The sequence below is a fragment of the Streptomyces sp. NBC_01166 genome, from assembly GCF_045039765.1.
Lineage (GTDB): Bacteria > Actinomycetota > Actinomycetes > Streptomycetales > Streptomycetaceae > Streptomyces.
This window is the reverse complement of record NZ_CP108613.1, coordinates 65,530-92,296: the sequence shown is the minus strand read 5'-3', so window position 1 is coordinate 92,296 and position 26,767 is coordinate 65,530. Positions and strand designations below refer to the sequence as shown.

Genomic DNA, 26,767 nt, shown 5'->3' with positions numbered 1-26,767 from the left:
GTCTCAGCCGAATCGCTCGTCGGAGGCCTTGTCGCACTCATCGTGGTGGTCACGCTGTGCAGGCGCTTGTGGGGGGCGGGCTGAACGGCGGGAGCCGCGGCGGCCTTAAGATCCGGCACCGGCAACGGCCCCGCCCAGTTCATGCCCAGTGTGGCGAGGGTGGCGAGGTGGTCGGTGTCCAGCCGGTCCCTTCTGGATTTGGTGTTGGAGATCCATACGCCCAGCTTCACGACCACTGGCTCGGTCTCACCCTTGACCGAGATTCCCTCGCTGTGGCCGCGCCGCACCGGCCGGCCGTGCCTTCCCGTTCTACCCACTGCGTGAGGGCCGCCAGCCCTCGCTGGAACGCCTGCTGCGCCTTGCCCGGCTTCTTCGCCCCGCGGCTGGTCGCAGGGGCGGGTGTGGGCGTCTGGTTGGGCTGTACGCCCAGCTTCGACCGGCCGCTGCTGCTCAGTCGAGAGCTGCGTCCAGGTGCCCGGGTTCCTCTGCCGCTGAAGCCACTTGCCCAGGTCGTCGCCCTCGAAGACGACGCCCGACGCGATGTAGGGGAGAACGCCGTCGGCGTCGACGAGGTCGGCGAGGACGCGGTAGTGGCGTAGCCAGTCCAGCGGCCACGGGCAGTTCCAGTCCTCATCGATCGCCGTCAGCTGCTGTGCGCGCTTCGCCGCCCGCTCCAAACCCTTGCCGAGGCCGCCTTTCCCGCGGAGGTTGGCGAGGTGCTGGCCGACCGGCACCATGCCCCACACGGCGTCCTGACGCGGAGTGAGGTGCCCCGTGGCGCGTAGGTATGACCGGAGCGCGGCGAGCTTGTTCTCCCACGCCTCTTAGCCCGGCTCCCAGACCATCCCGGCTTCCGGCGCGTCCAGCAGCGTCTTGCGTCGCTCCTCCAGCTCCCCCGGCCCGCAGCGCCTTCCTCTGCTGGTGGACCAATCGCCCGAAGGGGAAGTCCTTGGTGACGCCGAACTCGACCTCGACGTCGCAGGGCACGGCGTAGAGGCCGGTGATCTCGTTCTCCAGGTCGGTGGGGTCCTCGCCGGGTTCCGGGAAGACCGGCACGATGATCCTGGCGACCTTGGGGGAGCCGTCCTTGTTGAGCCGGAGCGCGCGGCCGATGTTCTGGACGATCTCGACCTGTGAGCCGCGGGTGTCGGCTCAGGTCGACCAGCAGGCTGCGGTCGACGAACCGCCGGGCCACACAGGCCGTCACGTTTCACCCGTTTGTGATCACTGCGCTCAATTGCGGGTGTGTCCGCGAAGTTCGTCGGTTCGGGTCGGCTGGGGCATGTCGGTACTGTGTGGGGTGCTGACTGTCTGGTCGGCGTCTTCCCGGGGGGGATGAGCGAGACGAGGAACATGCCGGAACAAGCGAGCCTGCCTGCGATAGCACCGAACGAACCTCTGGCCGCGTCGGTCGAGGCGGCGCGGATGGCGGCGGTGCGCCGTTACGACATCCTCGACACCCCACCGGACGGCGCATACGACCGAGTCGCGGCGCTGGCCGCGCGGCTGTTCGAGGTGCCGGTGGCCACGGTGACGATCGTGGACGAGGACCGCATCTGGTTCAAGGCCACCCACGGGCTTGAAGGCGTCACCGAGATCGGCCGCGATCCCGGGCTGTGCGCCTCGGCAGTGCTGACCGATGACACCACCGTGATCCCTGACACGTTGCTGGATCCGGTCGCCTGCTCCAATCCACTGGTCGCCGGCCCGATGGGGGTGCGGTTCTACGCCGCCGCTCCGATCATTACCGCCGACGGGTACCGGCTGGGCACGGTCAACATCCTCGACACCCGCCCCCGCGAGATCAGCGAGGCGGATTCGGCCACGCTCGCGGACCTGGCGGCGGTGGTGCGTGACCAGCTGGAGCTGCGGCTGTCGGCGTTGCACGTGGTGCGCGCCGAGCAGGAGCGCCGCAAGGTCGAGCAGGACAAACGCCAGGCCGAGGAAGAGGCAAGGCAGCGGGCGGAGCGGGACATGGCGGCCATCGCCGCGTTCGCCTCGACCCTGCAGCGCACCCTGGTGCCCCCGGCGCTGCCCGCGGTACCGGGGCTGGAGCTGGCCTGCCACTACAAGACCGCCTCCCCGCAGGAGGTGGGCGGCGACTTCTACGACGTCTTCCCCGTCGGCGGGGGCCGGTGGGCTTTCTTCCTGGGCGATGTGTGCGGCAAGGGCGCCGAAGCCGCCTCAGTCACCTCACTGACCCGCTACACGCTGCGGGCTGCAGCCCTCGTCGACGCGGACCCCGCATCTGCGCTGAAGGCACTGAACACGGCGCTGCTGCTGGACGCGGCGGTTGGCACCCGCTTCTGCACCGCCATCTTCGGCCTGCTCGACCCCGCCCACGACGGCGGCTTCACGGTCACGCTCGCCACCGGCGGCCATCCGCCGGCCTACCACCTGAGCCCCACCGGGGACGGGGGTGTACGGGTGGAGGCGGTCCGCGCCAAGGGCGGCATGCTGGTCGGCGCGTTCGCCGAAGCCGTCTTCGCCTCACGCACCCTGCACCTGGCACCCGGCGAGGGACTGCTCCTCTACACCGACGGGCTGACCGAGGCCCGCACCGCCGATGGCCACATGCTCGACGACACGGGCCTGGCCGACTTCCTCGCCCGGCGGACGGCGCCGGCCAGTGCCGGCGTCCTGATCGACGACACCGTCGCACTGCTGGGCACACTCCCTGACACCGAACGCGACGACGTGGCCCTACTGGCCCTGTCCGTTCCTACCCCCGATGCCGCTCCCGCAGGCACCACCACCACCGCTCACAGCGCCGCCGCCCTGCCCGCCGACGTCGCCGTCGGGCAGGAGAACCGACGCCCATGACCGACGCATTCCACATCGACGTCCCGCACACCGACGGCACCCTGGCCGTCATCGCACTGGCCGGCGAATTCGACATCACCACCGCACCCGCCGTACGGTCCCGCGCCCTGGACCTCATCGCAGCCGGCCACCCCCACCTGGTCGCCGACCTGGCGGGCGTCACCTTCTGCGACTCCTCCGGCCTGAACGCCCTCGTCGGTATCTGGCGCTGCGCCAAGGAGGCCGACGGCTCCCTGACGCTGGCGGCCATCCCCGACCGGCTGGGCCGCCTCCTCAGCGTCACCGGGATGGACGCCCTCCTGCCCTCCTGCCCCAGCGCCGACGCCGCGCTTGCCGCACGCCAAGGCAACCGCACCACCGCCTGACACCCCTCGCTCACCGGGGGCGGCACCGACAGGGGGCTGGCACCGCACGGCTCGGCCTTTCCTCCCGGAGGGCACGGGGCCATGGACAAGCGCGCGCCGCGACCAACGTACTGGCCGCGGCGCGCGCTTCATCCGCTCCGCCAGGCGCTACACGTTGCGGCGTCGTGCGACACACGGGATGCTGTCTTTCCCCGCCGGGCCGGTGTGTCCCTCTTCGGTGCCTACGACCATGGAAGCGATCAGTACCGCGACCACAGACGCGAGGCAGCCTCCCAAAGGCGGCCGACGGCTCCCGCACCCGCGCGCCCCGCTACGCCGAACAAGGACGATGCCGACGCATGCACCCGATGCGTCCGGATGACCACCAGGCATACCGGCCGCAGGAGCCTGGGCCGCACCGCGTGCGGGAGGCAGGCCACTGAGTGGACCCGCACAACCAGACGCTCCTTGAGGCGATCGGCAACCCGGCGCGAAGCCCACGACGCCCGCAAAGCAGGCCGAGTACGCCACCCGCCAGCGGGAGCACAAGGAGGAGCTGCGCCGCATCGCCGCACAGCACGAGGCGGAGCGGGAGGCCGGCCGGTGTGCGCGGGCTGCGGCACCCGGTTCACCGAAGAACGGTGGAAGGCCATCGAGCCCGCCCGGGGGGGCTCCCCCCACGCGACACCTACCCGCACCTGTGCGACGACTGCAAGCAGCGCGCCCACGCCGCCGAACGCCAAGCCGCGCAGACCGGGCCCGAGCACCAGGAGCATGACCAGGCCGTGCCCGAGCAGAAGCCCGGCGGCCAAGGCTCCGGTGTAGTCGCACGCTGTTACGCCGAAGCCCTCCCGGGAGCCCTGCCTGGTGAAGCCGTGAAAATCGCTAGATGCGAGGTCGGGTCAGCCTCTACCTTCATGCGGTGAGCCAATATTCGATGTCACCCATGGATGCACTCGCGCTTCTGGAGCGGCTCCATACCCACGGCGTAGATGCGTGTGTGGGCGGCGGGTGGAGCGTGGATGCGCTGCTCGGGAAGCAGACGAGAGAACATTCCGACCTTGATGTATGGGCGCCGGCCGCACATCTTGAGCCGTTGTTCGTTGCGTTCGCCGAGGCTGGCGTCGACCGAATTTTCCCGTGGCCCGGTGACAGGCCGTGGAACTTCGTCTTGCACGACGGCGTTCGATTGCGGGTCGACTTGCACCTCTACGAGGTGCTCGCGGACGGATCCCTGCACTACGGATCCGTCGTGGATGGCAGTGCTTTCCCGGCCGAAGCACTCGCCGGACACGGTTTGATCGCCGGGACTGCGGTGCGGTGCGAGTCGGCTGAGTGGGCAGTGCGCTGCCATACGGGATACCCGGCTCGTGATGTCGATCGCCACGATGTGCCGTTGCTGTGCCAGCAGTTCGGTATCCCCCTGCCGGAGGGCTTCGAGCCGGTTGAGGAGCATGTGCCCAAGCACCCGGCATAGGCGCAGGGTGCCCTTCTCATTCGGTGTCGCCTGTCGCCTCGCACCCCACGGCTTCGGCGTAGTCGACTGACGTCCGAGCCCTGATGGGCGCTCTCCGCCTGGCTGGCATCCGCCATCGCCTACGGTCTCCGCCGGACAGCCCGCGACCAGAACCGCCCCCTCGTCGCCCTGCTCGGTCTCAGCTGATCAAAAGGGACAAGATTGAACTAAGCCGGAGCCCTGGGTCGGCGGCACCTGGCTATCCCGCTTCCGCGGCTGACGTCCGGGCGGAAACCACGGCCGGTCAGGGCCGTCCTGCCCGGCCGTGGCGGCTACTCCTAGGGCTTCGGTAGCGCGTGTCACAGGGGTCTGAGCCAGTCGGGTTCTGGCCGAGCTGGCCGCCAGGACGGCCCGGGTACGCAGCCCGCGCTCGGGAACGGCACCGGCCGGGGGCAGCGCCTAGCAGACGCCCGTCGCATACCCCCGGCTACTGTCCAGACGCTGCGTCGCTCTTATGAGCGTGCTCCTGCTGTTGGTCGTTGTGGCTTATTGTATTCGAACGAATACGTAGCGTGCTTACCGGTGTGGATCAGGGGCAGTTCTTGAAGCGTTCCGAAGTCGCATGGAAGGACGCTTGGTTATGGCTCACCGGAAGGTGTATCTCGCCGTGGGCAGGACCCACACCCGGATCTACCGCTTCGACCCCATCGACGGTGACACCCGTGTCGTCGAGAACGTGCTGCCCTACGAGGCCGGCTACACCGCTATGGGGGCGCAGTACCTCGGCGACGACAAAGAGCCCCTGCTGCTGGCGGTGAGCGGCAACAGGCTCATCACCATCGACGTGGCGGCAGGCACCTTGAAGGAACAGGTCATCGACGGGCTGCCCGAGGGGCCCTGGTTCGACGGCGATATGGATCCCGACGGCAAGACCCTCTTCGCCGTCAGCAACCCCGGCACACCCAGCTATGCCATCGATGTGGCAGCCGGGAAGGCCACATCCCGCAACGCACCGGGAGGCGGCCGGTGGGACGACTTCGCCTACCACCCCAAGAACGGACGACTGTACTCAGTGGAGGGCGACGACGGCGACCTGCTGCTCATCGACCCGAGCTGCCAGCCCATGAAGACCGTCCTCAAGCAGGGTGTCTTCCCGTCCGCGCAAGCCAGCACCGCGGCAGGCTCCCGCAAGGCGTACTCGGCCACCTTCTTCGACCAGGACGGCAACTTCTACGCCGTCGACTCCGCTGGCAACGTCAACCACCTCGATCTGACCACAGCGACGATCCCCGACCACTCGCAGCGCATCGGTCGGGGCAGGGTGCCCGTCGGCAACCTGGAGATCATGAACGGCGCCGGGCGCATCACCCCTCTGCCCGTCCCGCCCAGTTACGACGAGATCACCGTGACGAAGAAGTTCAACCGGACATGGGAGAACAGCGAGCCCCGGGGCCGGGTCTACAGCTTCGACCTCACGCTCACCGCCATCGGCAAGGACAGCGGCACGGCGGAGGACGTCAGGAAGTTCCGTATCTCCTTCGACCTGCCGACGGACAAGGGCGCGAAAGCCGAAGCCTCCGGCGTGGAGGTCATCGCCCAGGACGGCAAGGCATACCTGGACTCGGTGGGCGACCAGTTCCTCGCCGCGGGCACGTCCCGGCCTATCACCGTACTGATCACCGTGCCGGGCGACCCGGCTCGCCTGCCCCAGGAGTACCCCCTCGACGGCCTCAGGGCCACCCGCCTGCCCAGCCACTGACACGCCACCAGAGACACCGCCCTGCAAGGCACGCACCGACTGCACAGGGAGGCGCCTCACTCGCGCGCAGCCGCCCCTGGCAGTGGCGGGCGGCCACCGAAGCGGCGTCAACACCACCGGATCCGTAAGCGCGGACCGGTCACCGGATCACCCACGGGCTGCTGAGCGCATCGCCTCGCAGCCACCGCGAGCTGCCCCGCCATGTGCCGAGCCGCCATCTGTGCCCGCACCTGCGTCGCACCGCCCGGACGGAGTGCGCCGCCCCACTGCACCCACGCCGGTACGTCAACCCCGAACACCCGCCTCTCCAGTCCAGCCCCAGCTCAGCGCGACGTGCATGTGTGCCGCGCCGAGCCGCGGCACACATGCACACAAAGGAGTCACCACTGATGAGCCTGACCGCCGCCCAGACGCCCGCCGGGCAACCGGAATACGGCGATGCACAGTACCCCTTCCACATCACCAAAGAAGAAGAACGGCAGCTGCGCCTCAGGGGTGCCGAGGCCGCCCCGTCCCTCGTGATCGGGCAGGCCACGTCCTTCGACGAGTACGCCCGCCAGCTGATGATTCCCCCGGCCGTCATGGACCTCGCGCGCAAGGCCGAGGACCTGCGCCTGTCGGCGTGGGAGATCGAGGCGATGCGCAAACACCTCGCCCCCGCCACCGCACCCGGCGAGAAGGTGGGACTGCTGCGCCAAATCCTGGTGGAGAAGTACAACCACGACAAGACCCACCCGCCGTACATCCGCGTCGCCTGCACCGGCCGGGGCGACTACGACCACCTGGCCGCCGAACACGGCCACCTCCACCCCCACGACCACCCCAAGGGCGACATCGGCTCGCCCGTCGTCCTGGAGATCTGGCCCGCCCAGCACTACTCGCTCATCCACTCCCACGGCCACACCACCGGCATCGTCTTCTGCCTCGCCGGCCAGCTCGACGTCATGGTCTACGAGCACCTCGACTGGGACGCCCGCAAACTCGGCCTGCTGACCCTCACCCCCGGCCAGTGCGCCTGGCTGTCCAGGGACAACTACGCCGTGCACCGGGTGTACTGCCCGATGGACGGCGGCGGCGGCACCACCGGCCCCGGCTACATGAACGCCTCCGCCGACTTCGGCGCCAGCTTCCACGTCTACCTCAACCCGGAGCAGACCGGCGTCGAGGACGAGGACGGTGACAGCTACAGCCGTGACTCCTTCAACTACATCGACGAGGAGTCCAAGGAGCAGCGACCCTTCGCCACCGAGTCCGACCTCTCCTGGGCCATCCTGCGCCGGGTCCTGGCCAACACCCCACTGACCTGAGTCCAGCGAGGACGCCACCCACTCTGCCGCGGCTTCGCGTACAGAGAGGGTTCAGCGCCAACTAATGTCTGAGCGGCAGCGGCCGGGCAGCGAGGTCTTGTCCGGCCGCTGTGGCTGCTCCAGGGCCGAGGTAGTGCGTGCCACAGAGTTCTGAGCCACCCACCGGCTCACCCGAGCATGCCGCCGCTCTGGCCGAGTACCGCGACGCGCTGACGGCCCGTACGAACCGTCAGAAGTCCGATCAGGACCCGGCCGAGTGGCTGCCGCCGGCCCCGGAGGCGCAGTGCCGGTACGTGGGGGAGTGGGTGTCCACCAAGCTGCGCTGGCAGCTGGCCGGCGATGCTGCGGAGCTCGAGGCGCTGAAGGTGTTTACCGAGGGCCCGTGCGAGGACAGCATCGTCTCCTACACCCCCGCCCCGTAGCCACGTCCCTTCCCGGGGGCCCGATGCGGCACCCCGGTCGCGGATCCCCGTTTGCTCCGTCTGACCTGAGAGGTGTGTGTGATGAGGCGAGGCTTGATCGTTGTGGATGTGCAGAACGACTTCTGTGAGGGCGGCAGTGTCCCCGTGGCCGGCGGAGCTGAGATCGCCACGAAAGTGTGCGACCTGGTCTCCCATGCAGCCGAGGCCGGATACGCGTGCGTGGTGGCGACGCGGGACCATCACATCGATCCGGGGGACCACTTCTCCGACACCCCTGATTTCAGGACCTCCTGGCCGGTGCACTGCGTGGTCGGCACGCCCGGCTCCGGCTTCCACCCGAACTTTGCTCCCGCGGCGGAAGCCGGAGCGGTCGACGCCGTCTTCTACAAGGGCGCTTACGAGGCCGCCTACAGCGGCTTCGAGGGCGCCGACAAGGACGGGCAGGACATGACAGCGTGGCTGCGGGAGCACGGTGTCACCGAGGTGGACGTGGTCGGTATCGCCACTGATCACTGCGTGAAGGCCACTGCCCTGGATGCGGCCGAGGCCGGCTTCTCCACCCGGGTACTGCTGGAGCTGACCGCCGGCGTCAGCCACAGCACCATCGAGCACGCCTGCGAAGAACTCCGCCAGGCCGGAGTAGACCTGACGGGCGCCCCCGTGGTCGCCGGAGCGTAGAAGCCGGCCCGCCCCTCCGGCCCCCGTCACGCACCGCTCCCAGGTCTGTGCGGGGGTTCAGGGGCCGCGACCGGATGCCGTGCGTCACGGTCAAGCGCTGAACCGCGGCACACGCTGGGGCGCCTCACCGCACGCTGCAGCGGTGTCCGTGCGCAGCTGCGGCGGGTGGTGCTGTGCTGGGGGGTGGATTGCATTCGAGGAGGTCATAGCTCGTCCGCCGCTATCGCTTCCCCATGGGTTGGGGTCGCGCCGCTTGGGTGCGACTACAGGGGGGTGGGTTTGCTGTTGCGGTCGGATTCGTCCTGTACGAGGAGCGAGAGCAGGGCTGCCACGGGGAGGCCGGCTTCCGCGGGATGGCGTAGCAGCTTGTCCGCTCTGATGCGGTAGGTGTTCGTGCGCCCTGCGCGGGTGTGGGAGAGGTATCCGTCCTGCTCGAGGTCCGCAATGATCCGCTGGACGGCCCGCTCGGTGAGCTGGCAGTGGGCTGCGATGTCGCGGATCCGGATGTTCGGGTCATCGGCGATGGCGGCCAGCACGCGTGCGTGGTTGGTGATGAACGTCCAACCGGTATGAGATGTGGAGACTCCGGGCATGCAGCCCAGTCTATAGAGCCAGATACCCGCTGACCCTCGGATGCATGACATACTTTTCGCGTAATTGCTGACAGGTCAGAGTTGCGGGAGGGCCACGAGAATGTCGTGGAGCGAGGCCGTCACACCGGCAGGTGCTGACGCCGACGAGAACAGCGTGCGTCCGCATCATCAGGCTCCTGAGCCTGAACCGGCGCAAGGCGTGGTGCGCCAGTATCAGTGTCGCGATGCCTGGGTCATCGTGGCGCAGGGCGAGTACGACATGGGCACGATCGCCCCCTTGGTCGACGCGCTGAACAACGCGACCAGCAAGCATTCGAAGGTGGTCCTGGACACCTCCGGCGTCAGCTTCGCGGATTCGTCGTTCCTGAACGTGATCATCGTTGCTCACAAGGCAACCACCCTGTACGTGGCCGGCCCGGGGCCCCAACTGCGGCGCCTTTTTGAGGTCAGTGGAGTCGGTGCTCTCCTGCGGGTTCGGGCAACGGTTGAGGAAGCCGTCGCCTCCTAGCCGCAGGAGCTCGGGCCGGCGCCTGAGCGAAGACGCGTCCGGAAGAGGCCCAGGAGGTTCGTGCCAGCTGCTTCCGGCATGGCCCCTTGAACGGGTAGTTGGCTACGCCGCCCAGTCCAGCCCGAGGGCGGCGAGCTGGGCGAGTTTGTCGGCGGCGAGCTTGGCCCTGCGGGTCTTGCTGTTCGTGAGAAATACCCCCAGTTTGACGGGGTGTTCCTCGCCGTCGACGACGACGGTTTCGATGTGGGCTCGGGGCACGACCATGGTCCCGGTGCGGTTCTTGTACTGCTCCAGCGCGAGGACGCCTCGCTCGAACGCCCCGGCCGCCGGAGCCGTCTTCCTTGCCGGTGCTGCGGGCAGGGGTGTCAGCCCGAGTCCTTCCAGGCGCTGGCGCTGTTCGGGGAGCAGGTTCTCCCACACGGTGTGCTCGCGCTGCCGGTTGATCCATGCGCCGACGTCGCAGCCGTGGACGACGACGCCCGGCAGCACCTCGGTCAGCCCGCTCTCCTCGGAGAGCAGGGCGCGCGCGGTGGCGTAGTGGCGCTGCCACTCGGTGGACCACTCGGGGCACCAGTCCGGGTCGATGTTCTCCAGTGCGGCCCGCCGCTGCGCGGCTCGCTCCTGGTCCTTGCCGAGCCCGCCGGACTTGCGGAGATTGGCGAGCCACTGACCGACTGCCACCCCTTCGACCACGGCGTCTTTCGGAGCGGCGAGGCTGCCGTGGACCGCGTGGTAGGTACGAGCCGCGGTGAGGTTGCGCCAGAATCCGGCGTCCGCGACCGACCACACCATGCCCACCTCATTCAGCAGATCGGCCCGCCACGCTTTCAGCGTGCCGAGCCGGAACGCGCGGCGCTGCTCGCTGACCCATGCGCCCAGCGCATATGTGATGCGGCCCTCGCCGAGCTCTACGGACGCGTCCAGCGGGACCTGGGCGTCGCCGTGTTCGCGCACCCAGTGGCGCAGGGCGTTGTATCCGGTGAGCCAGATCTCGGAGTCGGGGTGCAGGACGCGGGTGCGCAGGAACAGGGCGACGGCCCCCGGGTCGCGGGGGAGGGAGAACCGCAGCAATGGCACGTTGGCGCCCGGGTGTTCCTCCTCGCTCGCGTCGTCGTCCGCGCTTTCCTCGAGGGCGGCCTTGGCTGTCTCCTCGTCCGTGCCGTCCTCGGTGCCGGCTGCCGTCTCGATGTCGTGGTCGGCGTCGTCCTCCTGGACGTCGCCTTCCTCGCGGACCGGATCGAGTGCGACCACGGACGTGGCCTGCCCCCGGGCGGTCGTGGTGGACAGCGCCATACGCTCGATGACCCGGGCATCATGCGCACGCAGGCCCTGGAGAACAGCCACCAGGCTTCGATAGCTGGCCGACGCCATCATGTCGGACGGGTCCTCGCCCGGCTCCAGGAAGACCGGCACGACGATTCGGGACACCTTTCCCTCCCCGGGGTCCTGGCGCAGGCCCCGCCCGATGATCTGGACGATCTCTACGGGCGAGCTGCGGGTGTCCGCGAAGACGACCGCCCCGACCCCGCGCTTCCCTCGGATGTCGACGCCCTCGCCGAGCACGCGGCAGCTGGAGAGGACACCGAGGTCGGTGACCCATCCGTCTTCGTCGATGCCGTCCGCGAACCGGTCCAGCACGACCCTGCGGTGTGTGGCGGGGTGTTCGCCGCAAAGCCACTCCGCACCCACTCGTCCCGGATAGGTCACGGGGTCCGTGGCGTGGAGCTCGGCCGCCGTCTCCGGCAGGGCGCGGGCAAAGGCCATGGCGTCCATGGTCCGGGCGTGGAACGTCATGAACGAGCGCACCCCCGACTCGTCCGCGTGCTTGAGCAGCGCCTCCTGGAGCGCGGCGAGCCGCCGCCCGCGCCGCTCCTCCGGCGACGCGTCCGGCCCGGGTGCTTGCGGGTCCCGGATCTCCAGCACGTCGATCTCGAACCGCGCCAGAATTCCGCGCTCGACGCTTTCCATCAGCCCGAACTCGAACAGCACGGCCCCGTAGAGGCTCTCGTCGTCCATCGAGGCGACCAGGCGCCCGCCGGTCTCGTCCGCGCCGGCACTGCCGGGCGTCGCTTCCCACAGCCGGGGGGTGGCCGTCATGTACAGGCGCCGTTCGGCAGGGATGCGCGTCTGGTCGTGGACGGACGCCCAGGCTTTACCAAGATCACCCGAAGTTCTGTGGGCTTCATCGACGACCAACAGGTCGAAGGGGCGCATGGTCTGGCCGTACGAGCCGCGCAGCGCCCTCTCCAGCACGCCCGGTGCCGTGCCGGTCTCTTGGTCGCCCTGGTCGTCGATGAGGCCCTGCGGGGACAGGCTTGCGTACGTCGCGAAGACGAGCATGGGACCGTCCTGCGCGGTCCACAGGGCGAGTTGGGTGGGGTTGGTCGTGCACCGCACATCGAGGGCGTCCAGCAGCGGATCGGCCCCGAGACTGCACACCGCCACCGCCGGCGCCTTGTGCCCGACCGCCCGCCAGGCTTCCACGGTCTGGGTCAGGAGATCGAGGGTCGGGACCAGGACGCCAACCATCCCGCGCGGGACCATCCGCAGCGCCGCCACCGCCGCCGTGATCGTCTTTCCCGACCCGGTCGACATGCGGACCTGGCCACGCCGCCCGTGCGCCGGCACGGTGCCGTCCACGGGGAGCGAGAGGTTCTCGATGATCGCGTCGACGGCCTCGACCTGATGCGGCCGAAGCGAGATAACACCCTGCATACCCACTCCCGAGATCAACGGCGTCCGGAGCACCGGACGCCGTTGCTTGCCGCATCACCGTTCCGTTGTGCTGATGACGACCGTAGCGCACACGCACAAGAATTGTTCACCGAACGTCCAATCTGGCGCCGATAGTCGTCCAAGTGCGCTAGGGTTGCGGTATGAGCCAAGAGAACAGCGTGGAAGCGCTGCTTGAGGAAGCGAGGCTGAACGCCTCCATTCCGGCGCCGGCTGAGCGTCAGCGTCTGCGCGAGGCCGCGAACCTGTCCCGCGCGCAGGTCGCCGCAGCGGTCGGCGTCGGCCGTACGACGGTTGCCAACTGGGAGACCGGCCACTCGGATCCGACCCCGCCCGGGCGCCTGCCGTACCTGAAGCTGCTCAAGGGCCTCGCCGAGATCTACCCGGCCACCTCCGCACCCGCAGCCGCAACCGAAATCACCGCGGATCCGGCCCCGGAAGCTGCCCCGGTTCCGCCCGCGTTTGTCGCGGCCCCGGAGACGCTGCGCGGCCCGGACGGGCGGGCCATCGAGGGAGACCCCGGCCCCTGCATCCGCTGCGGTGTCGAGACGACCTACCAGTCGACGGACGGCCGCCCGCTGCACTCCGGCGCCCTGTGCCAGCCCGCCGGCCCCGCCGCCCCACAGACCGCGCCCGCCGCCGCTAGCTCTTCGGCGGCATCCGCACCGGCCGCCGCCCCCGTCTCACCGACGCCGGCGCCCCTGCCCAACCGGCCCGAGCGCCGCGCCCGCAGCGCGGCTCGCGCTCAGGCCGACACCACTCTGCTCATCAGCCGCGCCGTCCAGGAGGAAGCCGAGCGAGCCGGCGGGGACGAGGAAGCGGCGTTGAAGGCGCTGATCAAAAGGGCGATCCCCGACGTGATGCACCTGTTCAACGAGACCAGGGCCACCGCCCGATACGACTACACCGCCTACCCCGCCCTCCCGGACATCCTGAAGAAGCCCTCCAAGAAGGACCCGGACCAGATCTGGGAGGCCCGCCCCAAGTTCCACCACCCCGGCTACTCCCTGCGCGCCCCCGGCGAGGTCAAGGTGACCGCGCTGGACGTGAACGCGGCCTACTTGTCCGCGCTGAAGACGTGGCTGCCGATTGGGAAGTTGGAGCGCAGCACCGGCAGTGATGGTGTCGGGCCGAAGCGGTCCGGGGTGCATCTGATCACCCCGGCCCCGTGGGCGCACCCGCACTTGCCGGACCCGATCGGGGACCGCGACGAGCCCGGCGCCCTCTGGGTCACCAACAGCACGCTGCGCCTGCTCCAGCGCCTGGCGGGCCCGAAGTACGGCCTGACGGACGCCCCGGTCATCCACGAGTCGTGGACCTCGGGCGCCACGGAGAATTTCCTGGACGCGCTGCGCAAGCTGCTGTCCGCCGCCCGTGACGAGGCGATCGAGAACCGGGACACGCTGACGCTGGAGTACGTCAAAGCGATGTACAGCAAGTTCATCAGCACCATGGGGGAGTCCATCCACAACAGGGAGATGGTCCGCCCGGACTGGATGCACATCATCCACTCCCAGGCGTACGCCAACCTGTGGGGCAAGGCCTACAAGGCCAGCCAGGCAGGGCTGGATGTCGTCGCGATGATGGGCACCGACGAACTCCACGTCACCGGCGACTGGCGCCAGGTCTTCCCCGAGGGCCGGGGCGTGGCCCAGATGAAGATCAAGCACGGTGACGGCAAGGCGTCCGGTGAGTACACCGTGGGCACGGTGGCCCGCTGATGGCCGGCCGCTGGATGGACCTGGGCATGTACAACGCCCGGGGCGTCCCGGGCGCGGACGCGCTCGGCGTTGCCATCGAGCGGATGGTGACTGGGATCGCCTCGCCCGTGGACAGCGAGCGCGGCCTGGCCGCACGTCTGAAGTACCTGACCAAGACGGATGCCGGATACGAGGCCATGGACCGCGCCGGCATCCACGTCTCACCCCGCACCCTCATGGCCTGGCTGGCAGAGGAGCGGACCCCGAACAAGGCGAACCGGTCGCGGCTGGATTCCGCGTACTGGGACCTGCGACGCCGCAACGTGGCCGCCGACCTGAAGAAGCGGCTCAACCGGGACGGCCGCGGAACCCGTGTCGAGATCAACCCCGTGGACCAGTCGCGCGTGGAGGGCAAACACCAGAGGGACCTGTCCAGCCGGAGTATCACTGTGCGCGGCGTCTGGGACCGCGCCGTCGACGCCTGGATGAACGACGACGTCGACGAACTCGATGCCATCTGGGACATCATCATCGAGGACCTCGGATCCGAGTACGACGCCTACAGCAACGTCTCCTCCATCGGCTGGGCCGCCTGAGACCAGCGAAAACGCCCCGTCCCTTGCATTGGAGCTGCCGGGGGCGGGGCATTTCGCATCGTAGCTGCCCGTCCGTATCAGAGGATGCGGGAGCGGCCCGGAAACGGATTCAGGAGTGGGCGTAGGTGAGGGTGAAGTGGGTGTCGTCGTCCTGGGCGATGCGCATCCTGGCTGGGTAGCCGCCGGTGGTGCGGTAGGTGGCCTAAGGGGACGCCGGGCCCCGTCCTGTAGGGGTGCAGCGGGTCAGTTCGCGACGCGGATGACGATCTTTCCGAAGGCGCCGCGGGCCAGGTGCTCGTATGCCTTGATCGCATCCTCGAAGGCGTAGACGGTGTCGATGACCGGGGCGAGGCCCTGCTTCTCGATGAATTCGTTCATGTCGAGGAGGCGCGGCGGTGGCCGACGGCGATGCCGCGGATGGCGGCTTGGCTGTAGAGCATGGGCAGCACGTCCAGTGACGCGGTCTGGCCGCCAAGGAAGCCGACCAGGGAGATGTGGCCGGCGGCCTTGGTGGCGTGCACGGAGTGGTTCAGCCCCTCGCCCGCAACGACTTCGATGACCTGGTCGACGCCCTGGCCGTCGGTCAACTCGCGTACCCTGTCAGCCCAGTTGGGGGTGGTTCGGTAGTTGATGAGGTCGCCGGCACCGAGGGCGGCTACCTTTTTGAGCTACGTCGGGACCACAAAAATGAACGCGCTTCGCATGGACGAGATGGAGGAGCGCTTCCCGGGCCTCTTCCCCGCCCTCGTGGCCGCCGCCCAGGATGCGACGGAATCTCCGACCTTGCCGAAGGTGACGTCCTGACTGTCGAACGCCGGGCAGAACGCGGCTACGGCTGCAACGCCTGAGGGGCGCTACGGGCGGGTCGACGCTGAGAACTCCAGTCAGCGATTCTGTCGGGAATCTTGAGGTTCGGGGACATTTACCCTGCCTCCACCACACACTGGCGAACCCGGTTGCCCCCGAGCGGCGATCGAGGCTGCAGGAGGCGCCTCATCTGCCCTCGACCAGCACACTTCCCTTTTTGTCTATATGGGACTTTAAAGTGCATACTGTTGCATTCAGTGTGCTTCTTTTACGGTCGGAAGCGACAAGAACCTCACTGAACGACAGGGATGATCTTTCGTGTCCGCACACCTTTTTGACCCGCTCACGATCCGCGACGTGACCTTCCGGAACCGGATTGCCATGTCCCCGATGTGCATGCACTCCGCGGACGCCCAGGGGTGCGCCAGCGACTTCCACACGGTGCACTACGGCGCGCGTGCACTGGGCGGTGCCGGCCTTGTGATGCTGGAGACGGCGGCGGTACTGCCCAACGGGCTGATCGGCCCGGGCGACCTCGGCATCTGGAGCGACGACCACGTCGCGGGCCTGTCGGGCATCGTCGAGGTGATCCATGGCTTCGGCGCCAGGGCCGGCGCCCAGATCGGCCACGCGGGGCGGCAGCTCGGTGTGGAGTCCGAGACCGCGGTGGCTCCCTCCCCCATCCCCTTCAGCGACAATTCACGCGTTCCGCAGGAGCTTGGCGTCGGGGACATCAAGGAGGTCATCGAGGCATTCCGGACGGCAGCGGTGCGGGCGAAGGCCGCCGGATTCGACGTGCTCGAGGTGCACACAGCGCACGGCTACCTGCTCAACGAATTCCTCTCGCCCCTGGCCAACCACCGCACGGACGAGTACGGAGGCAGCCGGGAAAACCGCTACAGGATCGTGCGGGAGACCATCGACGCGGTGCGCGGCGAGTGGGACGGCCCGCTCTTCGTCCGCATCTCCTCGACCGACTATGCGCAGGGCGGGAATGTTCCGGAGGACTTCGTCACCTACGGCAGGTGGATGAAGGAGCAGGGCGTCGACCTGATCGACGCCTCATCCGGCGGCATCGCCCCGGTGAAGGTGCAGTCCTACCCGAACTACCAGGTGCCCGCCGCGGACCTGATCCGCAAGGAGGTGGGAATCAGGACCGGTGCGGTCGGCCTGATCGAGAGCGGCCGCCAGGCCGAGGAGATCCTGCAGAACGACCGCGCCGACATCGTGCTGGTCGGCCGGGAGATGCTGAAGGACCCCTTCTGGGCCCGGACCGCCGCGGACGAGCTGCGCGCCGCCATCGAGGTTCCGTTGCAGTACACCCGCTACGGGTCGGCCTGGCAGCGCTCGCAGCCCCCGCTGCCCGCCGCGCCGATGGAGGCCACGGTCTCCTGACCGGCCCTGCCCTGGTCCCGCAACCACCCCAGGGCAGGGACACCGAATTCGTTGCGGCCACCCGGGGCCGGGGCGGCTGAAGCGCTCCCGGTACCGGGCGGCGGACCGGCCCTGGGCCCGGAGGGGACGCTCCTGCGGGCGCGAGATACTTGACAAGGCAGCACGACTCGGAGGTGCCCCATGCCGCGGACGCGATCGTTTGACGACCTGCCAGGCTGCGCGATGGAAGCAACAGTCAAGATCATCGGTGGGAAGTGGAAAGGTGTGATCCTCTTCCATCTGCTTGAGGGGACCATGCGGTTCAACGAGCTGCATCGCCAGATGCCCGGCATCGCTCCGCGCCTGATGACCAAGCAACTGCGTGAGCTGGAGGAGGACGGTCTGGTGCAGCGAACTGTCTACCCGGTTGTCCCGCCCAAGGTGGAGTACGCCTTGACCGAGGAGGCACGCTCGATGGAGCCGCTGCTGATCGGACTCAGCAACTGGGGTGAGCAGTGGTTGGCCCGACGTGGCATCGTCCTGCCGGATCCCAAGGACGCGCAGGAGGAAGCCTCCTCCGCCACGCCGCCGGCACCGTCCGAGGCTTAGCTTGACTCCGTCGGTGTCCAGGACAGTGATGGCCACGGTGTCCCAACTCTTTGCCGCAGGGCGACCAGGCGGGGTGGTGCAGCCCAGGGGCACACTTCGCGCGCTTGCTGTCGGCGGACCGGCCGATCTCCTGGTCGCAGCGGTAGAGAGGCGACTTCCAGTGGGAGGACGCCCAGGAGACAACGGAGTGGCTCATCTCCCAGGTCATCGCGCAGACCGTCGGCTTCCTGGCGAGCCTCCGCCTTGGGTCAACCTGCAGCAGGGCAATCTCATGCCCAAGCGGTCGGCCCAGTTAGCCGGGTGTGCGCTGTCCGATTCCAGCAGGAGGTGGCGCGGCGTTCAGTTTGCGTCGGCCGTGCTGACGAGGACATCGACGGCGTGGCGGCGGTGGGCGGCGAAGAGAGTGAGGGCGGTGTCCGTGTCCCGGGCGCGCAGCGCGGCAACGAGTTCGCGATGCTCGCGCGGAATGCAGTCGAGGTAGCCCTTGGTGCTGAGGTTGATCCGGGTCAGCAGGAAGAGGTGGACCTGGCATCGGATGCCGTCCCACGCCTCGGCGAGGCGTTGGTGTCCTGCGGCGGCGAACACCGCGTCGTGGAAGGCGATGTCCAAGCGCACCATCTCGTGCGCGTCCGCGGCCCGCTCCATCATGTCGGCCGTCCTCGCGATGGATGCGAGTTCCTCGTCCGGTGCGCCAGCGATCACCTGACGGACGGCGAGGTCCTCCAGCGCTCCGCGCAGGCTGTCGAGTTCGGTGACGTCCTCGGCGGACAGCGTTGTGACCGTCGTACCCCGGTGCCAGGCGCAGTGGACCAGGCCCTCACGCTCAAGGAGCCTCAGCGCTTCGCGCACTGGGCCGCGGCTGACATCCATCTCACTGGACAGTTCCACCTCGCGCAGTTGCTCGCCCGGAGGGTAGGCCCCGTTGAAGATGGCTTCGCGGATGCGGTCCGCGACCTCGTCGGCCAAGCCACGGCGGCGAGCCGGTGACACCTTGCCCTGATCACTCATGTCCGGTTTACACCTCCTAAGGTAATGCCCTAATGTTAACATTCTGTTGTTGTCTTAATGTCAACATCAGGACAATGGGTCGGGGCTCGCTTCCGGCCCGCCCCGTTCCACTCCCGGAAGGCAGTGTCATGAGCGTTCTCGAGTCCCCGATCCCGCGGTTCCACCTGGCCGTGCCGGTCGACGACCTGGTTGCCGCGCGTCGCTTCTACGGCGATGTGCTGGGTCTGGAGCAGGGCCGCAGTGCGGACACGTGGGTGGACTGGAATCTGCACGGCCACCAGTTCGTCACGCACCTGGCACCGGAGCGCCCGCAGCGCATGCACAACCCGGTCGACGGTCACGAGGTCCCGGTGCCGCACTTCGGGCTGATCCTGACGATCCCCGCCTTCCAGGGTCTCGCCGACCGGCTGCGTGCAGCGGGCACCGAGTTCGTCATCGAGCCCTACGTCCGCTTCGAGGGCCAGAAGGGCGAGCAGCACACGATGTTCCTCCTCGATCCGGCTGGCAACGCCCTGGAGTTCAAGGCGTTCGCCGACGACTCCCAGGTGTTCGCCGCCTGACCGGCGGACACCGCACCCCTTTCCCACCCATCAACAGACGGGACGATCTCATGAAGGTGTTCCAGATCGGCGCTGCCGGAGGAGTCGGCCGCCGCCTCACCCAACTTCTCACCGCTCGCGGGGACTCGGTGGACGGCATGCATCGCGGGCCCGATCAGGGCGAGACCGTGCGAGAGGCCGGCGGGACACCGGTGATCGGTGATCTCATCGCCGACTCGGTCGACGACCTCGCGCGGAAGATGCAGGGCCAGGACGCGGTGGTCTTCTCTGCCGGTGCACACGGCACCGGCATGGACAAGACGACCCTGATCGACGGCAAGGGCCTTCAGAAGGCTGCCGACGCGGCCGCGCTCGCCGGGGTGGCACGGTTCGTGCTGGTCTCGGTGTTCCCCGACGCGCTGCGCGGCGGTGAGGCCGGTGAGGGCTTCGAGCACTACATCAAGGTCAAGAAGAGCGCCGACGTGTACCTGACGCGCACGGACCTCGACTGGCTGATCCTCCGTCCAGGAACCCTGCTGGACACCCCGGGCGACGGCAAGGTCACGGCGGGCCCGGCCGTGGAGTACGGCGACGTGCACCGCGACGATGTCGCCGCGTTCATTGACGCCGCCCTGCACGAGCCGCGCCTGAGCCGCGTGATCGTCGAGCTGACCTCCGGCGACACCCCCGTCGCGGACGCGGTCGCCCGCCTGGCCGCCTGAATCAGGCGCCCCACCTGCAACCCCTATCACAGAAGGACAAACTGCCTTGACTGCCATCGATTCCTACAGCCACGGCGTCTCGGGCGAGCGCGAGTTCGGCTTCGCCCAGGCCATCAAGGTCGACCACACGATCTATGTCTCGGGCCAGCTCTCCCATGACGACGAGGGCAACTTCCTCTACCCGGGCGACTTCGACGCCCAGAGCGCGCAGGTCTTCGCCAATTTCGAGCAGGTCCTCGCCCACTACGGCGCCACCCGCAACCAGGTCGTCTCCGAGACCCAGTACATCGTGGACCTGCCGAAGTACAACAACGCGATGGCGGCCGCCAACCTGGCCTACTTCGGCGACCACCGCCCCACCAGCAGCACCATCGGCGTGGCCTCGCTGTTCTTCCCCGGCCAACTCATCGAGACCAACTTCGTCCTCGACACCCGTCTGCCCGCCTGATTAGCACAGGCGTACTGGAGCTCGGTCTTCACCAGCTCCGCAGATGAGACATGGGCTGTCGTCCGGCGATTCAACGGCCTGCCCGACTGGCGCCCCGCCATCCGGGCGAGCGAGATCGTCGGGGGCGGCGACGGGCTCACGCCCGGTGCGGTCCGCCTCCTCACCGGGGCGGACGGCAGCATCTACCGGGAACGGCTCGTGGCGCTGGACGACGACGGCCGGAAGCTGAGTTACGAGATCGTCGAGGCACCGCTGCCGGTCCGCGGCTATCGCTCGACGCTGCACGTCCAGCCCGTCGCCGACACCGGCGGCGCCTTCCTCAGCTGGCACGCCACCTTCGACCCGGCCGAGGGAACCACCGCCCAGGAAGCCACCACGCTCCTCGAAGCGGCCTACGCCCCCGCCCTTGCGGGCCTCCACACGATCATCGCCTGACCTCCGACGGCAGTAGGCCCCTCGCTGTCATCGATCACCGACCACGAAAGAAGCACCCCCCGCATGAGTTCCCTGTTCACCCCCCTCACCCTGCGGTCCCTTCAGATACCCAACCGAGTGTGGATGTCGCCGATGTGCATGTACTCCGCCGCCTCCGAAGGCACGGACACTGGTGCGCCCACAGACTTCCACCTCACCCACCTGGCCTCCCGCGCCGCCGGTAGCGCCGGTCTGGTCATGGCCGAGGCCACCGGCGTACGCCCCGACGGGCGCATCAGCCCCTGGGACCTGGGCCTGTGGAACGACCGCCAGCAGAAGGCGTTCACCCGCATCACCGCGGCCATCAAGGCCCACGGTGCCGTCCCGGCCATCCAGCTCGCCCACGCCGGCCGCAAGGCCTCGGTGGACAAGCCCTGGTTGTCCGACCGCTACCTGACCGAGTCCGAGGGCGGCTGGCAACCCGTCGCCCCGAGTGCGGTCGCCTACGACGGACTGGCCGTCCCGCACGAGCTGACCGTGGAGGAGATTCAGCACCTCGTAGGCGACTTCGCGGACTCCGCGCGGCGCGCGCTGGCTGCCGGCTTTCAGGTAGCCGAGGTGCACGGCGCCCACGGCTACCTGATCAACTCCTTCCTCTCCCCGGCGTCCAACCACCGCACCGACGCCTACGGCGGCAGCTTCGAAAACCGGATCCGCTTCGCCCTCGAGGTAGTCGACGCAGTGCGCGCCGTGTGGCCCGAGGACCTGCCGGTCTTCTTCCGCACCTCGGCCACCGACTGGCTGACCGAAAACCCCGAGGACACCCGCGAGGGCTGGACCGGGGACGACACCGTCCGCCTCGCCAAGGAACTTCACGCCCACGGCGTCGACCTGCTCGACGTGTCCACCGGCGGCATGGTCCGCGATGCCAAGATCGTCGCAGCGCCCAGCTACCAGGTCCCCTTCGCCGCCCAGGCCCGCCAGGCCACCGGCATCCCCACTGCCGCGGTCGGCATCATCACCGAGCCGCGGCAGGCAGAGGAGATCCTCATCAGCGGGCAGGCCGACGCCGTCTTCCTCGGCCGCGAACTGCTCCGCAACCCCTACTGGCCTCAGCACGCCGCCCTCGCACTCGATGCCGAGCCGACCTGGCCGGACCAGTACGCCTACGTCGTCAAGCGCCGCAAGCGCTGACCTCCCTGCCCGTACAGCCTCCGCCCGCGCTGCCCTCACCAGGGAAGGCGTCCCGAACCACCCCACTGGGAGATCTCCATGAACCACTTGCAGGACAAGGTCGTCGTCATCACGGGCGCCTCCTCCGGCATCGGCGCTGTCAGCGCCAAGGCCCTCGCCACCCGCGGCGCCAAGATCGTCGCAGCCGCCCGCGGCCAGGAAGCCCTCGACCAGCTGATCGCCGACATCGAGAAGGCCGGCGGCACGGCAGCCGCCCGCCTCACCGACGTCACCGACACCGCAGACATGCAGGCACTGGCCGACTTCACCCTCGCCACCTACGGGCGTATCGACGTCCTCGTCAACAACGCCGGCCTCATGCTCTTCTCGTACTGGAAGGACCTCGCGCTCGACGACTGGAACCGGATGCTCGACGTGAACATCCGCGGCTACCTCAACGGTGTCCACGCCGTCCTGCCCGTGATGCTCCGACAGAAGTCCGGCCACATCCTCAACATGGACTCGGTGGCCGGCCACCAGGTCGGAGACGGCGCTGGTGTCTACAGCGCGACAAAGTTTTTCGTGCAGGCCATGACCGAGTCCATGCGCAAGGAACTCGGCGTCCGCGAGGGCATCAAGGCATCCACCATTAGCCCCGGCGTCATCGACACCGGATGGGCCGACAAGGTCACCGACCCCGCTGGACGCAAGGCCGCCCAAGAGCTCAACGCTATCGCCATCAGCCCCGAGTCCATTGCCGACGCCGTCGTCTACGCACTCGACCAGCCCGCCGACGTCACCGTCAACGACCTCGTCATCTCCCCCACCCGCCAGAACTGGTAACACCGCCGGGCCCGAACGAGGACTCCTGCGAAGGCGGGGACGGCCCGCGCCGAGCCCACCCGCCATCGCCCTGACCTCAAGGAGAACACGGCGAACCGGTCCCGGCCGGATGCCGCGTACTGGGACCTGCGGCGCCGCCCACGTGGCCGCCGACCTGAAGAAACGGCTCAACCGGGACGGCCGCGGAACCCGTGTCGAGATCAACCCGGTGGACCAGTCCCGCGTGGAGGGCAAACATCAGCGGGACCTGTCCAGCCGGAGTATCACCGTGCGCGGTATCTGGGACCGCGCTGTCGACGCCTGGATGAACGACGACGTCGACGAACTCGATGCCATCTGGGACATCATCATCGAGGACCTCGGATCCGAGTACGACGCCTACAGCAACGTCTCCTCCATCGGCTGGGCCGCCTGAGAAGACCACAACGCCCCTGTCCCCGGCATTGGACCTGCCGGGGACAGGGGCGTTTCGCATGGTAGCCGCCACCCCGCCCGCCTCGATTCGGCGGCTGCGAGGCACCGGCAACGGGCTCAGGTGCCGTGGCGCGGCAAGGTTCATCCCCATGAGTGAGGTGCAGGGCGGATCGCGGATTTCGTCACGGCGGAAGGAAATGATCAAGTGCCGGAGTCGGCACTGTTGGGCTGCGGCCAGGGCGTCGAGATCGCGCCGTGGCATCGAATGAAAGGGCTGGGACCGATGGCAACAGGCACTGTGAAGTGGTTCAACGCTGACAAGGGGTACGGCTTCATCAGTCAGGACGATGGCGGCGCAGATGTGTTCGTGCACTTCTCAGCCATCCAGACCAATGGATACAGAAGCTTGGAAGAGAACCAGCGGGTGGAGTTCGAGGTCACCCAGGGGCAGAGGGGCCCGCAAGCTGAAATGATCCGTCCCTTGTAGCCAGCGCCCTGCCATCCGATTCGGGTGGCAGGGCTTCCAGGGGGCCGGTGCGGTGCGCCACTCGCATCCAGAATTCGAACAGCAGTAGCATTGGGGTGTGTCTGCCTTTGACTTTCCCCAGGATCTCCTCGATGCCCAAGCCGCCCTCGATGAGGTGCAGGCCGAGCGTGACCAGTTCGCCCAGACCCTGCCGTTGGTCGGCTGAGCCGTTGCCCGGGTGGAAGTCGGACAAGCAGCTGCACAGTGACTACCGGGCGGAGAAGGAGGACAGCCCCGGTTACACGCCTGACGAGGCCGAGCGCCTGGCCGGGTACCGGGCGCGGATCCTGGAGCTGACCACCTTCGTGATCACCCACCCCTACTGGGGCACGCTCTCCGGGAACCGGGTGGAAGCCCGCACCGCCCTCAAACACGCCCACGACCCGGCCGGCCCCGAGGTGTAGCCATGCCTGACGCCGCCCCGCACTCCGGCATCATCAGCGACCTGGAGAAAAACCGGGCCCTTCTGGAGTGGCTGCGCTGGCAGCTCGGACAGACCGAACGCCGCGTCCGTGAACTGCAGATCCAGGAAGCGCAGGAGCGGGAGCGGGCGCGGGCGCGGGCGGAGATGTCGTGGAAGATCCAGCCGCAACGCTCCTCCTCGGTGGCCCTGCTGCACCGCGGCGGCTGCGCCACCTACCCCGACCAAGTGGGGCTCATCTCCCGGGAAGACGCGATGATCGCCCTGGCGGAACCGGACATTGAGCCGTGCGAGGTCTGCCGGCCGGGCACCGGACTGCTGCGCTGAGCCGCCGGGCCCAGCGCAGCGCACTCACCCGCTACGTTCTGGGACAGATGACGCCTATACGGACTCCAAGGCGAATTTGATCTTGTCGCCGCTGGTTACCGCTGTGTGGCAGCCGCCGTTTGTGACCAGCGCGTCGTTGACGTAGATGTTCCACTGGTGGGCGCTGTCCGCCTCGTCGACGTCGATCGCGGTCACGATGAAGTCCTTGAGAGCTTCGTCGTAGTGGGACTGCACGTTGAACTCGAACTTGTCGGCGGCGTCGACCAGGGCAGTGATCGGCGTCGAACTGTCGGAGCCTGCGTCGCAGAGGGTGCCGTCGAAGACGGGCCGCGGCCCGGTGGTGATGGGAATGGTGCCCGTGAAGTCCCTGCCCTGGATATTGAGGGTGACCTGGGCGCTCTGGGCTGCGGCCGGCGAAGCGGCCCCGAAGGTGAGGGCGAAGGCAAGGGTGGCCGCCCCGAGGGCGGACTTGCGGAGCAGGAACGGTGACGTCATGCGAAGACTCCCGAGGAAGACGAACGTGATCAACGCACCAACGAACATCCGTCGTACAGGTTGCGCCAGGCGCGCCACCCGGTCAGAGAGAGAGCCTGATCGGCCCCGATTCTTCCCACGTCCCCCGCTGAGGACTCGACGCGGAAACCGAGCGCCGAGGGTCCCAGGAACCGGCACTCACACCGCTCATGCCGCCACGTACGTATGCGTCCGCCCGCTCCGCCACTGGACCCACTCCGGCCGGTCCAGCAGCTTCTCCGCGTCCGGCAGCCCGGCCCGGCGCAGGAACTCGACGACGTCCTGGTCGTCGTAGGCGAGTCCGGCGATCTGCCCGCGGATGGTGACCCGGCGCCCGCCGGTGGGGGAGAGGCGGTGAATGACGATCGGCGCGCTCATCTCTTCAGGGTGCGACTCTCGGCTGCTCGCAGCATGCCGGGCGCGCAAGGCTTACCTGCCCCGACTGCGCAATCTGCGCAGTCAGCACTGCTGACCTGCTGTGGTTTTCGCGGTTGACCCGCCGTGGTGAGTTTTCCGGCCAGCTACTCACCACCGCAGGTCAGAGGCGGGTCCAGCCTCACCACGAAGAATCCGCGGCGCCCCGGCCGCTGGAAACTATTGCTGTCGAATTCGTGGCGTGACGCGCAGGTGGTCGACGTGGCGGGACGACTGCCAGATGCCCGGAGCGGGAGCCCGTCGCCGGTGCCAGGCAGCAGCCTCCCGCTCCGGGCCCCGACACCCTGGCACACGAACAACCGCAGCGCTGCCGAGCTGCTGCCCCTCCTGCTCCTCGAGGCCGCCGCCGCAGCGCGCGCGCTCGGCTGCGCAGCGTGCTGCCCGGTGAAGGTCCGTCGGCGCAGGGACGCAGCGAGCGCCATGCGCGGCCGGCGTGGGGCCCGACACCATGACCGACACAATGACCGACGGGAAGGCCGACACCTCACCGGAGCGGGCCTCTGCACAACCGCAGGTCAAGCCCCGGCTTTCCCGTGGTGAGTGCTCAGACTTCCCCTCTTCTACCTGGCTGCCTGGCTATAGGTGGTGGGTGTGGGCGGTGGGCGGGCGTGGTCTCGGGGAAGTGGGCGGCGCTGCGCTGGCTCCGGGGAGCTGCGGCGGCCCGATGGGCGCCGCAGCGACCAGACGCCGAACGGGTGGCTTTGTTCACGAGCACGAACAGCACATGTACACCGCTTCGGACGGCACTCGGGCGGCTGCTGTTCGACTGTTGCCAAGGGGCGCCCGGACCTGCGACGGTCACCACCATGAAGCACTTGGTTGAGAGGCAGACGAGCTCCACCCAACGGCAGCAGTCGACGTTGGTGCGACCGGACAGGTATCCCTCAGCGACTGAGTCAGCAGCATTCGCGATGTCTGTGACCGCTGTTCAGCACGGGACCTGCCATGGGTAGCCGTAGTGGTTGGTGGATTCTTGTGGAGGGCCCCGAAGGGCTTTACCGCGAGGACGCGCGTTTGTGCCTGCTCCAGGCCATCCCCTGCGACGGCGGCCCGGATCAGGCGGTCGCTCAGGCCACTGCGGTTGCTCGCACCTACGTTCCTTCCCGTTACGGAGAGCTGAACGCTGAGGCATGTGGGCGGCGAGTGTTTCGGGCCACAGACAGGAACTGGATCGTGGAGCTCGCCGTCAAGACTTGGCCGGACAGTTACCGATTTCCCATCACTCGGACAGCGATCATGCGGATCACGATCGCTGAGCTGGAGTACGAGCAAGAG

25 protein-coding genes and 5 pseudogenes are annotated in these 26,767 nt (G+C 68.4%); 22 read left to right on the top strand and 8 right to left on the bottom strand.

The features are described from left to right. Positions 1 to 131: 131 nt before the first annotated feature. Positions 132 to 1,152: pseudogene (locus OG379_RS00480) on the bottom strand (helicase associated domain-containing protein); the annotation flags it as partial. Between the two features lie 201 nt (positions 1,153 to 1,353). Here OG379_RS00480 and OG379_RS00475 point away from each other — a divergent pair. From OG379_RS00475 to OG379_RS00445, 7 genes and pseudogenes are all read left to right on the top strand, one after another. After that, positions 1,354 to 2,823, top strand: a complete 1,470-nt coding sequence (locus tag OG379_RS00475; RefSeq protein WP_405658063.1) for a PP2C family protein-serine/threonine phosphatase — start codon at positions 1,354 to 1,356, stop codon at positions 2,821 to 2,823. Further along, positions 2,820 to 3,188, top strand: a complete 369-nt coding sequence (locus tag OG379_RS00470; protein ID WP_405658060.1) for an STAS domain-containing protein — start codon at positions 2,820 to 2,822, stop codon at positions 3,186 to 3,188. The genes OG379_RS00475 and OG379_RS00470 overlap by 4 nt, the downstream gene beginning before the upstream one ends. A 925-nt stretch (positions 3,189 to 4,113) precedes the next feature. Further along, positions 4,114 to 4,644 carry a nucleotidyltransferase domain-containing protein gene (locus tag OG379_RS00465; protein ID WP_329075014.1) on the top strand — a complete coding sequence of 177 codons (531 nt, stop codon included), beginning with the start codon at positions 4,114 to 4,116 and terminating at the stop codon, positions 4,642 to 4,644. 619 nt (positions 4,645 to 5,263) lie between these two features. Then, the gene (locus tag OG379_RS00460; RefSeq protein WP_405658056.1) at positions 5,264 to 6,382 is read left to right on the top strand and encodes a YncE family protein; all 1,119 of its coding nucleotides are present in this window, start codon (positions 5,264 to 5,266) and stop codon (positions 6,380 to 6,382) included. Positions 6,383 to 6,771: 389 nt separating this feature from the next. After that, positions 6,772 to 7,689, top strand: a complete 918-nt coding sequence (locus OG379_RS00455; protein WP_405658053.1) for a hypothetical protein — start codon at positions 6,772 to 6,774, stop codon at positions 7,687 to 7,689. A gap of 206 nt (positions 7,690 to 7,895) precedes the next feature. Then, positions 7,896 to 8,111, top strand: a pseudogene (locus OG379_RS00450) (HNH endonuclease); the annotation flags it as partial. An 81-nt stretch (positions 8,112 to 8,192) separates the two neighbouring features. Next, entirely contained in the window at positions 8,193 to 8,789 is a 597-nt protein-coding gene (locus tag OG379_RS00445) for an isochorismatase family protein (RefSeq protein WP_405658050.1), read from the top strand. 263 nt (positions 8,790 to 9,052) lie between these two features. On the opposite strand, the gene OG379_RS00440 is transcribed toward OG379_RS00445, so the two are convergent. After that, a complete protein-coding gene (locus tag OG379_RS00440; RefSeq protein WP_405658047.1) occupies positions 9,053 to 9,382 on the bottom strand; it encodes a helix-turn-helix transcriptional regulator in 330 nt (109 codons plus the stop codon). A gap of 100 nt (positions 9,383 to 9,482) precedes the next feature. Between OG379_RS00440 and OG379_RS00435 the strand changes: the two genes are divergently transcribed. Continuing rightward, on the top strand, positions 9,483 to 9,890 hold the full coding sequence (locus OG379_RS00435) for an STAS domain-containing protein (protein WP_405658044.1): 408 nt from the start codon (positions 9,483 to 9,485) through the stop codon (positions 9,888 to 9,890). Between the two features lie 102 nt (positions 9,891 to 9,992). On the opposite strand, the gene OG379_RS00430 is transcribed toward OG379_RS00435, so the two are convergent. Then, positions 9,993 to 12,605: a Helicase associated domain protein gene (locus tag OG379_RS00430; RefSeq protein ID WP_405658041.1), complete on the bottom strand. Its 2,613-nt coding sequence runs from the start codon at positions 12,603 to 12,605 to the stop codon at positions 9,993 to 9,995. 161 nt (positions 12,606 to 12,766) lie between these two features. Between OG379_RS00430 and OG379_RS00425 the strand changes: the two genes are divergently transcribed. After that, positions 12,767 to 14,344, top strand: coding sequence for a helix-turn-helix transcriptional regulator (locus OG379_RS00425; protein WP_405658038.1), 1,578 nt, complete (start codon positions 12,767 to 12,769; stop codon positions 14,342 to 14,344). Continuing rightward, positions 14,344 to 14,919: a transcriptional regulator gene (locus OG379_RS00420; RefSeq protein ID WP_405658036.1), complete on the top strand. Its 576-nt coding sequence runs from the start codon at positions 14,344 to 14,346 to the stop codon at positions 14,917 to 14,919. The genes OG379_RS00425 and OG379_RS00420 overlap by 1 nt, the downstream gene beginning before the upstream one ends. Before the next feature lie 243 nt (positions 14,920 to 15,162). Here OG379_RS00420 and OG379_RS00415 read toward each other — a convergent pair whose 3' ends face one another. Next, positions 15,163 to 15,297, bottom strand: a complete 135-nt coding sequence (locus OG379_RS00415; RefSeq protein ID WP_405658033.1) for a hypothetical protein — start codon at positions 15,295 to 15,297, stop codon at positions 15,163 to 15,165. Then, positions 15,294 to 15,575 (bottom strand): annotated as a pseudogene (locus OG379_RS00410) (zinc-binding dehydrogenase); the annotation flags it as partial. The gene OG379_RS00415 and the pseudogene OG379_RS00410, both read right to left, overlap by 4 nt. A gap of 469 nt (positions 15,576 to 16,044) precedes the next feature. Here OG379_RS00410 and namA point away from each other — a divergent pair. Then, entirely contained in the window at positions 16,045 to 17,121 is a 1,077-nt protein-coding gene (namA, locus tag OG379_RS00405; protein ID WP_405658030.1) for an NADPH dehydrogenase NamA, read from the top strand. Positions 17,122 to 17,343: 222 nt separating this feature from the next. Continuing rightward, complete coding sequence (locus OG379_RS00400; protein WP_405658027.1) at positions 17,344 to 17,709, top strand: winged helix-turn-helix transcriptional regulator; 366 nt, start codon at positions 17,344 to 17,346, stop codon at positions 17,707 to 17,709. Positions 17,710 to 18,048: 339 nt separating this feature from the next. On the opposite strand, the gene OG379_RS00395 is transcribed toward OG379_RS00400, so the two are convergent. After that, a complete protein-coding gene (locus OG379_RS00395; RefSeq protein WP_405658024.1) occupies positions 18,049 to 18,717 on the bottom strand; it encodes a GntR family transcriptional regulator in 669 nt (222 codons plus the stop codon). Between the two features lie 128 nt (positions 18,718 to 18,845). Here OG379_RS00395 and OG379_RS00390 point away from each other — a divergent pair, with 128 nt between their 5' ends. From OG379_RS00390 to OG379_RS00345, 10 genes and pseudogenes are all read left to right on the top strand, one after another. Continuing rightward, on the top strand, positions 18,846 to 19,277 hold the full coding sequence (locus OG379_RS00390; RefSeq protein WP_405658021.1) for a VOC family protein: 432 nt from the start codon (positions 18,846 to 18,848) through the stop codon (positions 19,275 to 19,277). Between the two features lie 50 nt (positions 19,278 to 19,327). Next, positions 19,328 to 19,978, top strand: coding sequence for an NAD(P)H-binding protein (locus OG379_RS00385; RefSeq protein WP_405658018.1), 651 nt, complete (start codon positions 19,328 to 19,330; stop codon positions 19,976 to 19,978). Between the two features lie 46 nt (positions 19,979 to 20,024). Continuing rightward, the gene (locus OG379_RS00380; protein ID WP_405658016.1) at positions 20,025 to 20,426 is read left to right on the top strand and encodes a RidA family protein; all 402 of its coding nucleotides are present in this window, start codon (positions 20,025 to 20,027) and stop codon (positions 20,424 to 20,426) included. A gap of 45 nt (positions 20,427 to 20,471) precedes the next feature. Further along, positions 20,472 to 20,861, top strand: a pseudogene (locus tag OG379_RS00375) (SRPBCC family protein); the annotation flags it as partial. A gap of 63 nt (positions 20,862 to 20,924) precedes the next feature. Next, complete coding sequence (locus tag OG379_RS00370; RefSeq protein WP_405658013.1) at positions 20,925 to 22,034, top strand: NADH:flavin oxidoreductase/NADH oxidase; 1,110 nt, start codon at positions 20,925 to 20,927, stop codon at positions 22,032 to 22,034. Positions 22,035 to 22,112: 78 nt separating this feature from the next. After that, positions 22,113 to 22,856, top strand: a complete 744-nt coding sequence (locus OG379_RS00365) for an SDR family oxidoreductase (RefSeq protein WP_405658011.1) — start codon at positions 22,113 to 22,115, stop codon at positions 22,854 to 22,856. A gap of 84 nt (positions 22,857 to 22,940) precedes the next feature. Further along, positions 22,941 to 23,271, top strand: a pseudogene (locus OG379_RS00360) (transcriptional regulator); the annotation flags it as partial. 282 nt (positions 23,272 to 23,553) lie between these two features. Further along, a complete protein-coding gene (locus OG379_RS00355) occupies positions 23,554 to 23,757 on the top strand; it encodes a cold-shock protein (RefSeq protein ID WP_405668346.1) in 204 nt (67 codons plus the stop codon). Positions 23,758 to 23,966: 209 nt separating this feature from the next. Then, positions 23,967 to 24,200, top strand: a complete 234-nt coding sequence (locus OG379_RS00350) for a hypothetical protein (protein ID WP_405658008.1) — start codon at positions 23,967 to 23,969, stop codon at positions 24,198 to 24,200. Positions 24,201 to 24,202: 2 nt separating this feature from the next. Continuing rightward, positions 24,203 to 24,544, top strand: coding sequence for a DUF6233 domain-containing protein (locus OG379_RS00345; protein WP_405658004.1), 342 nt, complete (start codon positions 24,203 to 24,205; stop codon positions 24,542 to 24,544). A 54-nt stretch (positions 24,545 to 24,598) separates the two neighbouring features. Here the strand turns inward: OG379_RS00345 and OG379_RS00340 are convergent, their stop codons facing one another. Both OG379_RS00340 and OG379_RS00335 read right to left on the bottom strand, forming a co-directional pair. Then, on the bottom strand, positions 24,599 to 25,039 hold the full coding sequence (locus OG379_RS00340; protein WP_405658001.1) for a hypothetical protein: 441 nt from the start codon (positions 25,037 to 25,039) through the stop codon (positions 24,599 to 24,601). Positions 25,040 to 25,225: 186 nt separating this feature from the next. Continuing rightward, on the bottom strand, positions 25,226 to 25,435 hold the full coding sequence (locus OG379_RS00335) for a hypothetical protein (RefSeq protein ID WP_405657998.1): 210 nt from the start codon (positions 25,433 to 25,435) through the stop codon (positions 25,226 to 25,228). Positions 25,436 to 26,767: the final 1,332 nt, after the last annotated feature.

Bases quoted from the DNA above. Each gene is read 5' to 3' on its own strand.
- OG379_RS00335 (WP_405657998.1), bottom strand. From the start codon at position 25,435: ATGAGCGCGCCGATCGTCATTCACCGCCTCTCCCCCACCGGCGGGCGC.
- OG379_RS00475 (WP_405658063.1), top strand. From the start codon at position 1,354: ATGCCGGAACAAGCGAGCCTGCCTGCGATAGCACCGAACGAACCTCTG.
- OG379_RS00465 (WP_329075014.1), top strand. From the start codon at position 4,114: ATGGATGCACTCGCGCTTCTGGAGCGGCTCCATACCCACGGCGTAGAT.
- OG379_RS00355 (WP_405668346.1), top strand. From the start codon at position 23,554: ATGGCAACAGGCACTGTGAAGTGGTTCAACGCTGACAAGGGGTACGGC.
- OG379_RS00390 (WP_405658021.1), top strand. From the start codon at position 18,846: ATGAGCGTTCTCGAGTCCCCGATCCCGCGGTTCCACCTGGCCGTGCCG.
- OG379_RS00425 (WP_405658038.1), top strand. From the start codon at position 12,767: ATGAGCCAAGAGAACAGCGTGGAAGCGCTGCTTGAGGAAGCGAGGCTG.
- OG379_RS00445 (WP_405658050.1), top strand. From the start codon at position 8,193: ATGAGGCGAGGCTTGATCGTTGTGGATGTGCAGAACGACTTCTGTGAG.
- OG379_RS00470 (WP_405658060.1), top strand. From the start codon at position 2,820: ATGACCGACGCATTCCACATCGACGTCCCGCACACCGACGGCACCCTG.
- OG379_RS00460 (WP_405658056.1), top strand. From the start codon at position 5,264: ATGGCTCACCGGAAGGTGTATCTCGCCGTGGGCAGGACCCACACCCGG.
- OG379_RS00430 (WP_405658041.1), bottom strand. From the start codon at position 12,605: ATGCAGGGTGTTATCTCGCTTCGGCCGCATCAGGTCGAGGCCGTCGAC.
- OG379_RS00395 (WP_405658024.1), bottom strand. From the start codon at position 18,717: ATGAGTGATCAGGGCAAGGTGTCACCGGCTCGCCGCCGTGGCTTGGCC.
- OG379_RS00420 (WP_405658036.1), top strand. From the start codon at position 14,344: ATGGCCGGCCGCTGGATGGACCTGGGCATGTACAACGCCCGGGGCGTC.
- OG379_RS00370 (WP_405658013.1), top strand. From the start codon at position 20,925: ATGAGTTCCCTGTTCACCCCCCTCACCCTGCGGTCCCTTCAGATACCC.
- OG379_RS00400 (WP_405658027.1), top strand. From the start codon at position 17,344: ATGGAAGCAACAGTCAAGATCATCGGTGGGAAGTGGAAAGGTGTGATC.
- OG379_RS00435 (WP_405658044.1), top strand. From the start codon at position 9,483: ATGTCGTGGAGCGAGGCCGTCACACCGGCAGGTGCTGACGCCGACGAG.
- OG379_RS00385 (WP_405658018.1), top strand. From the start codon at position 19,328: ATGAAGGTGTTCCAGATCGGCGCTGCCGGAGGAGTCGGCCGCCGCCTC.
- OG379_RS00415 (WP_405658033.1), bottom strand. From the start codon at position 15,297: ATGAACGAATTCATCGAGAAGCAGGGCCTCGCCCCGGTCATCGACACC.
- OG379_RS00365 (WP_405658011.1), top strand. From the start codon at position 22,113: ATGAACCACTTGCAGGACAAGGTCGTCGTCATCACGGGCGCCTCCTCC.
- OG379_RS00440 (WP_405658047.1), bottom strand. From the start codon at position 9,382: ATGCCCGGAGTCTCCACATCTCATACCGGTTGGACGTTCATCACCAAC.
- OG379_RS00340 (WP_405658001.1), bottom strand. From the start codon at position 25,039: ATGACGTCACCGTTCCTGCTCCGCAAGTCCGCCCTCGGGGCGGCCACC.
- OG379_RS00455 (WP_405658053.1), top strand. From the start codon at position 6,772: ATGAGCCTGACCGCCGCCCAGACGCCCGCCGGGCAACCGGAATACGGC.
- OG379_RS00345 (WP_405658004.1), top strand. From the start codon at position 24,203: ATGCCTGACGCCGCCCCGCACTCCGGCATCATCAGCGACCTGGAGAAA.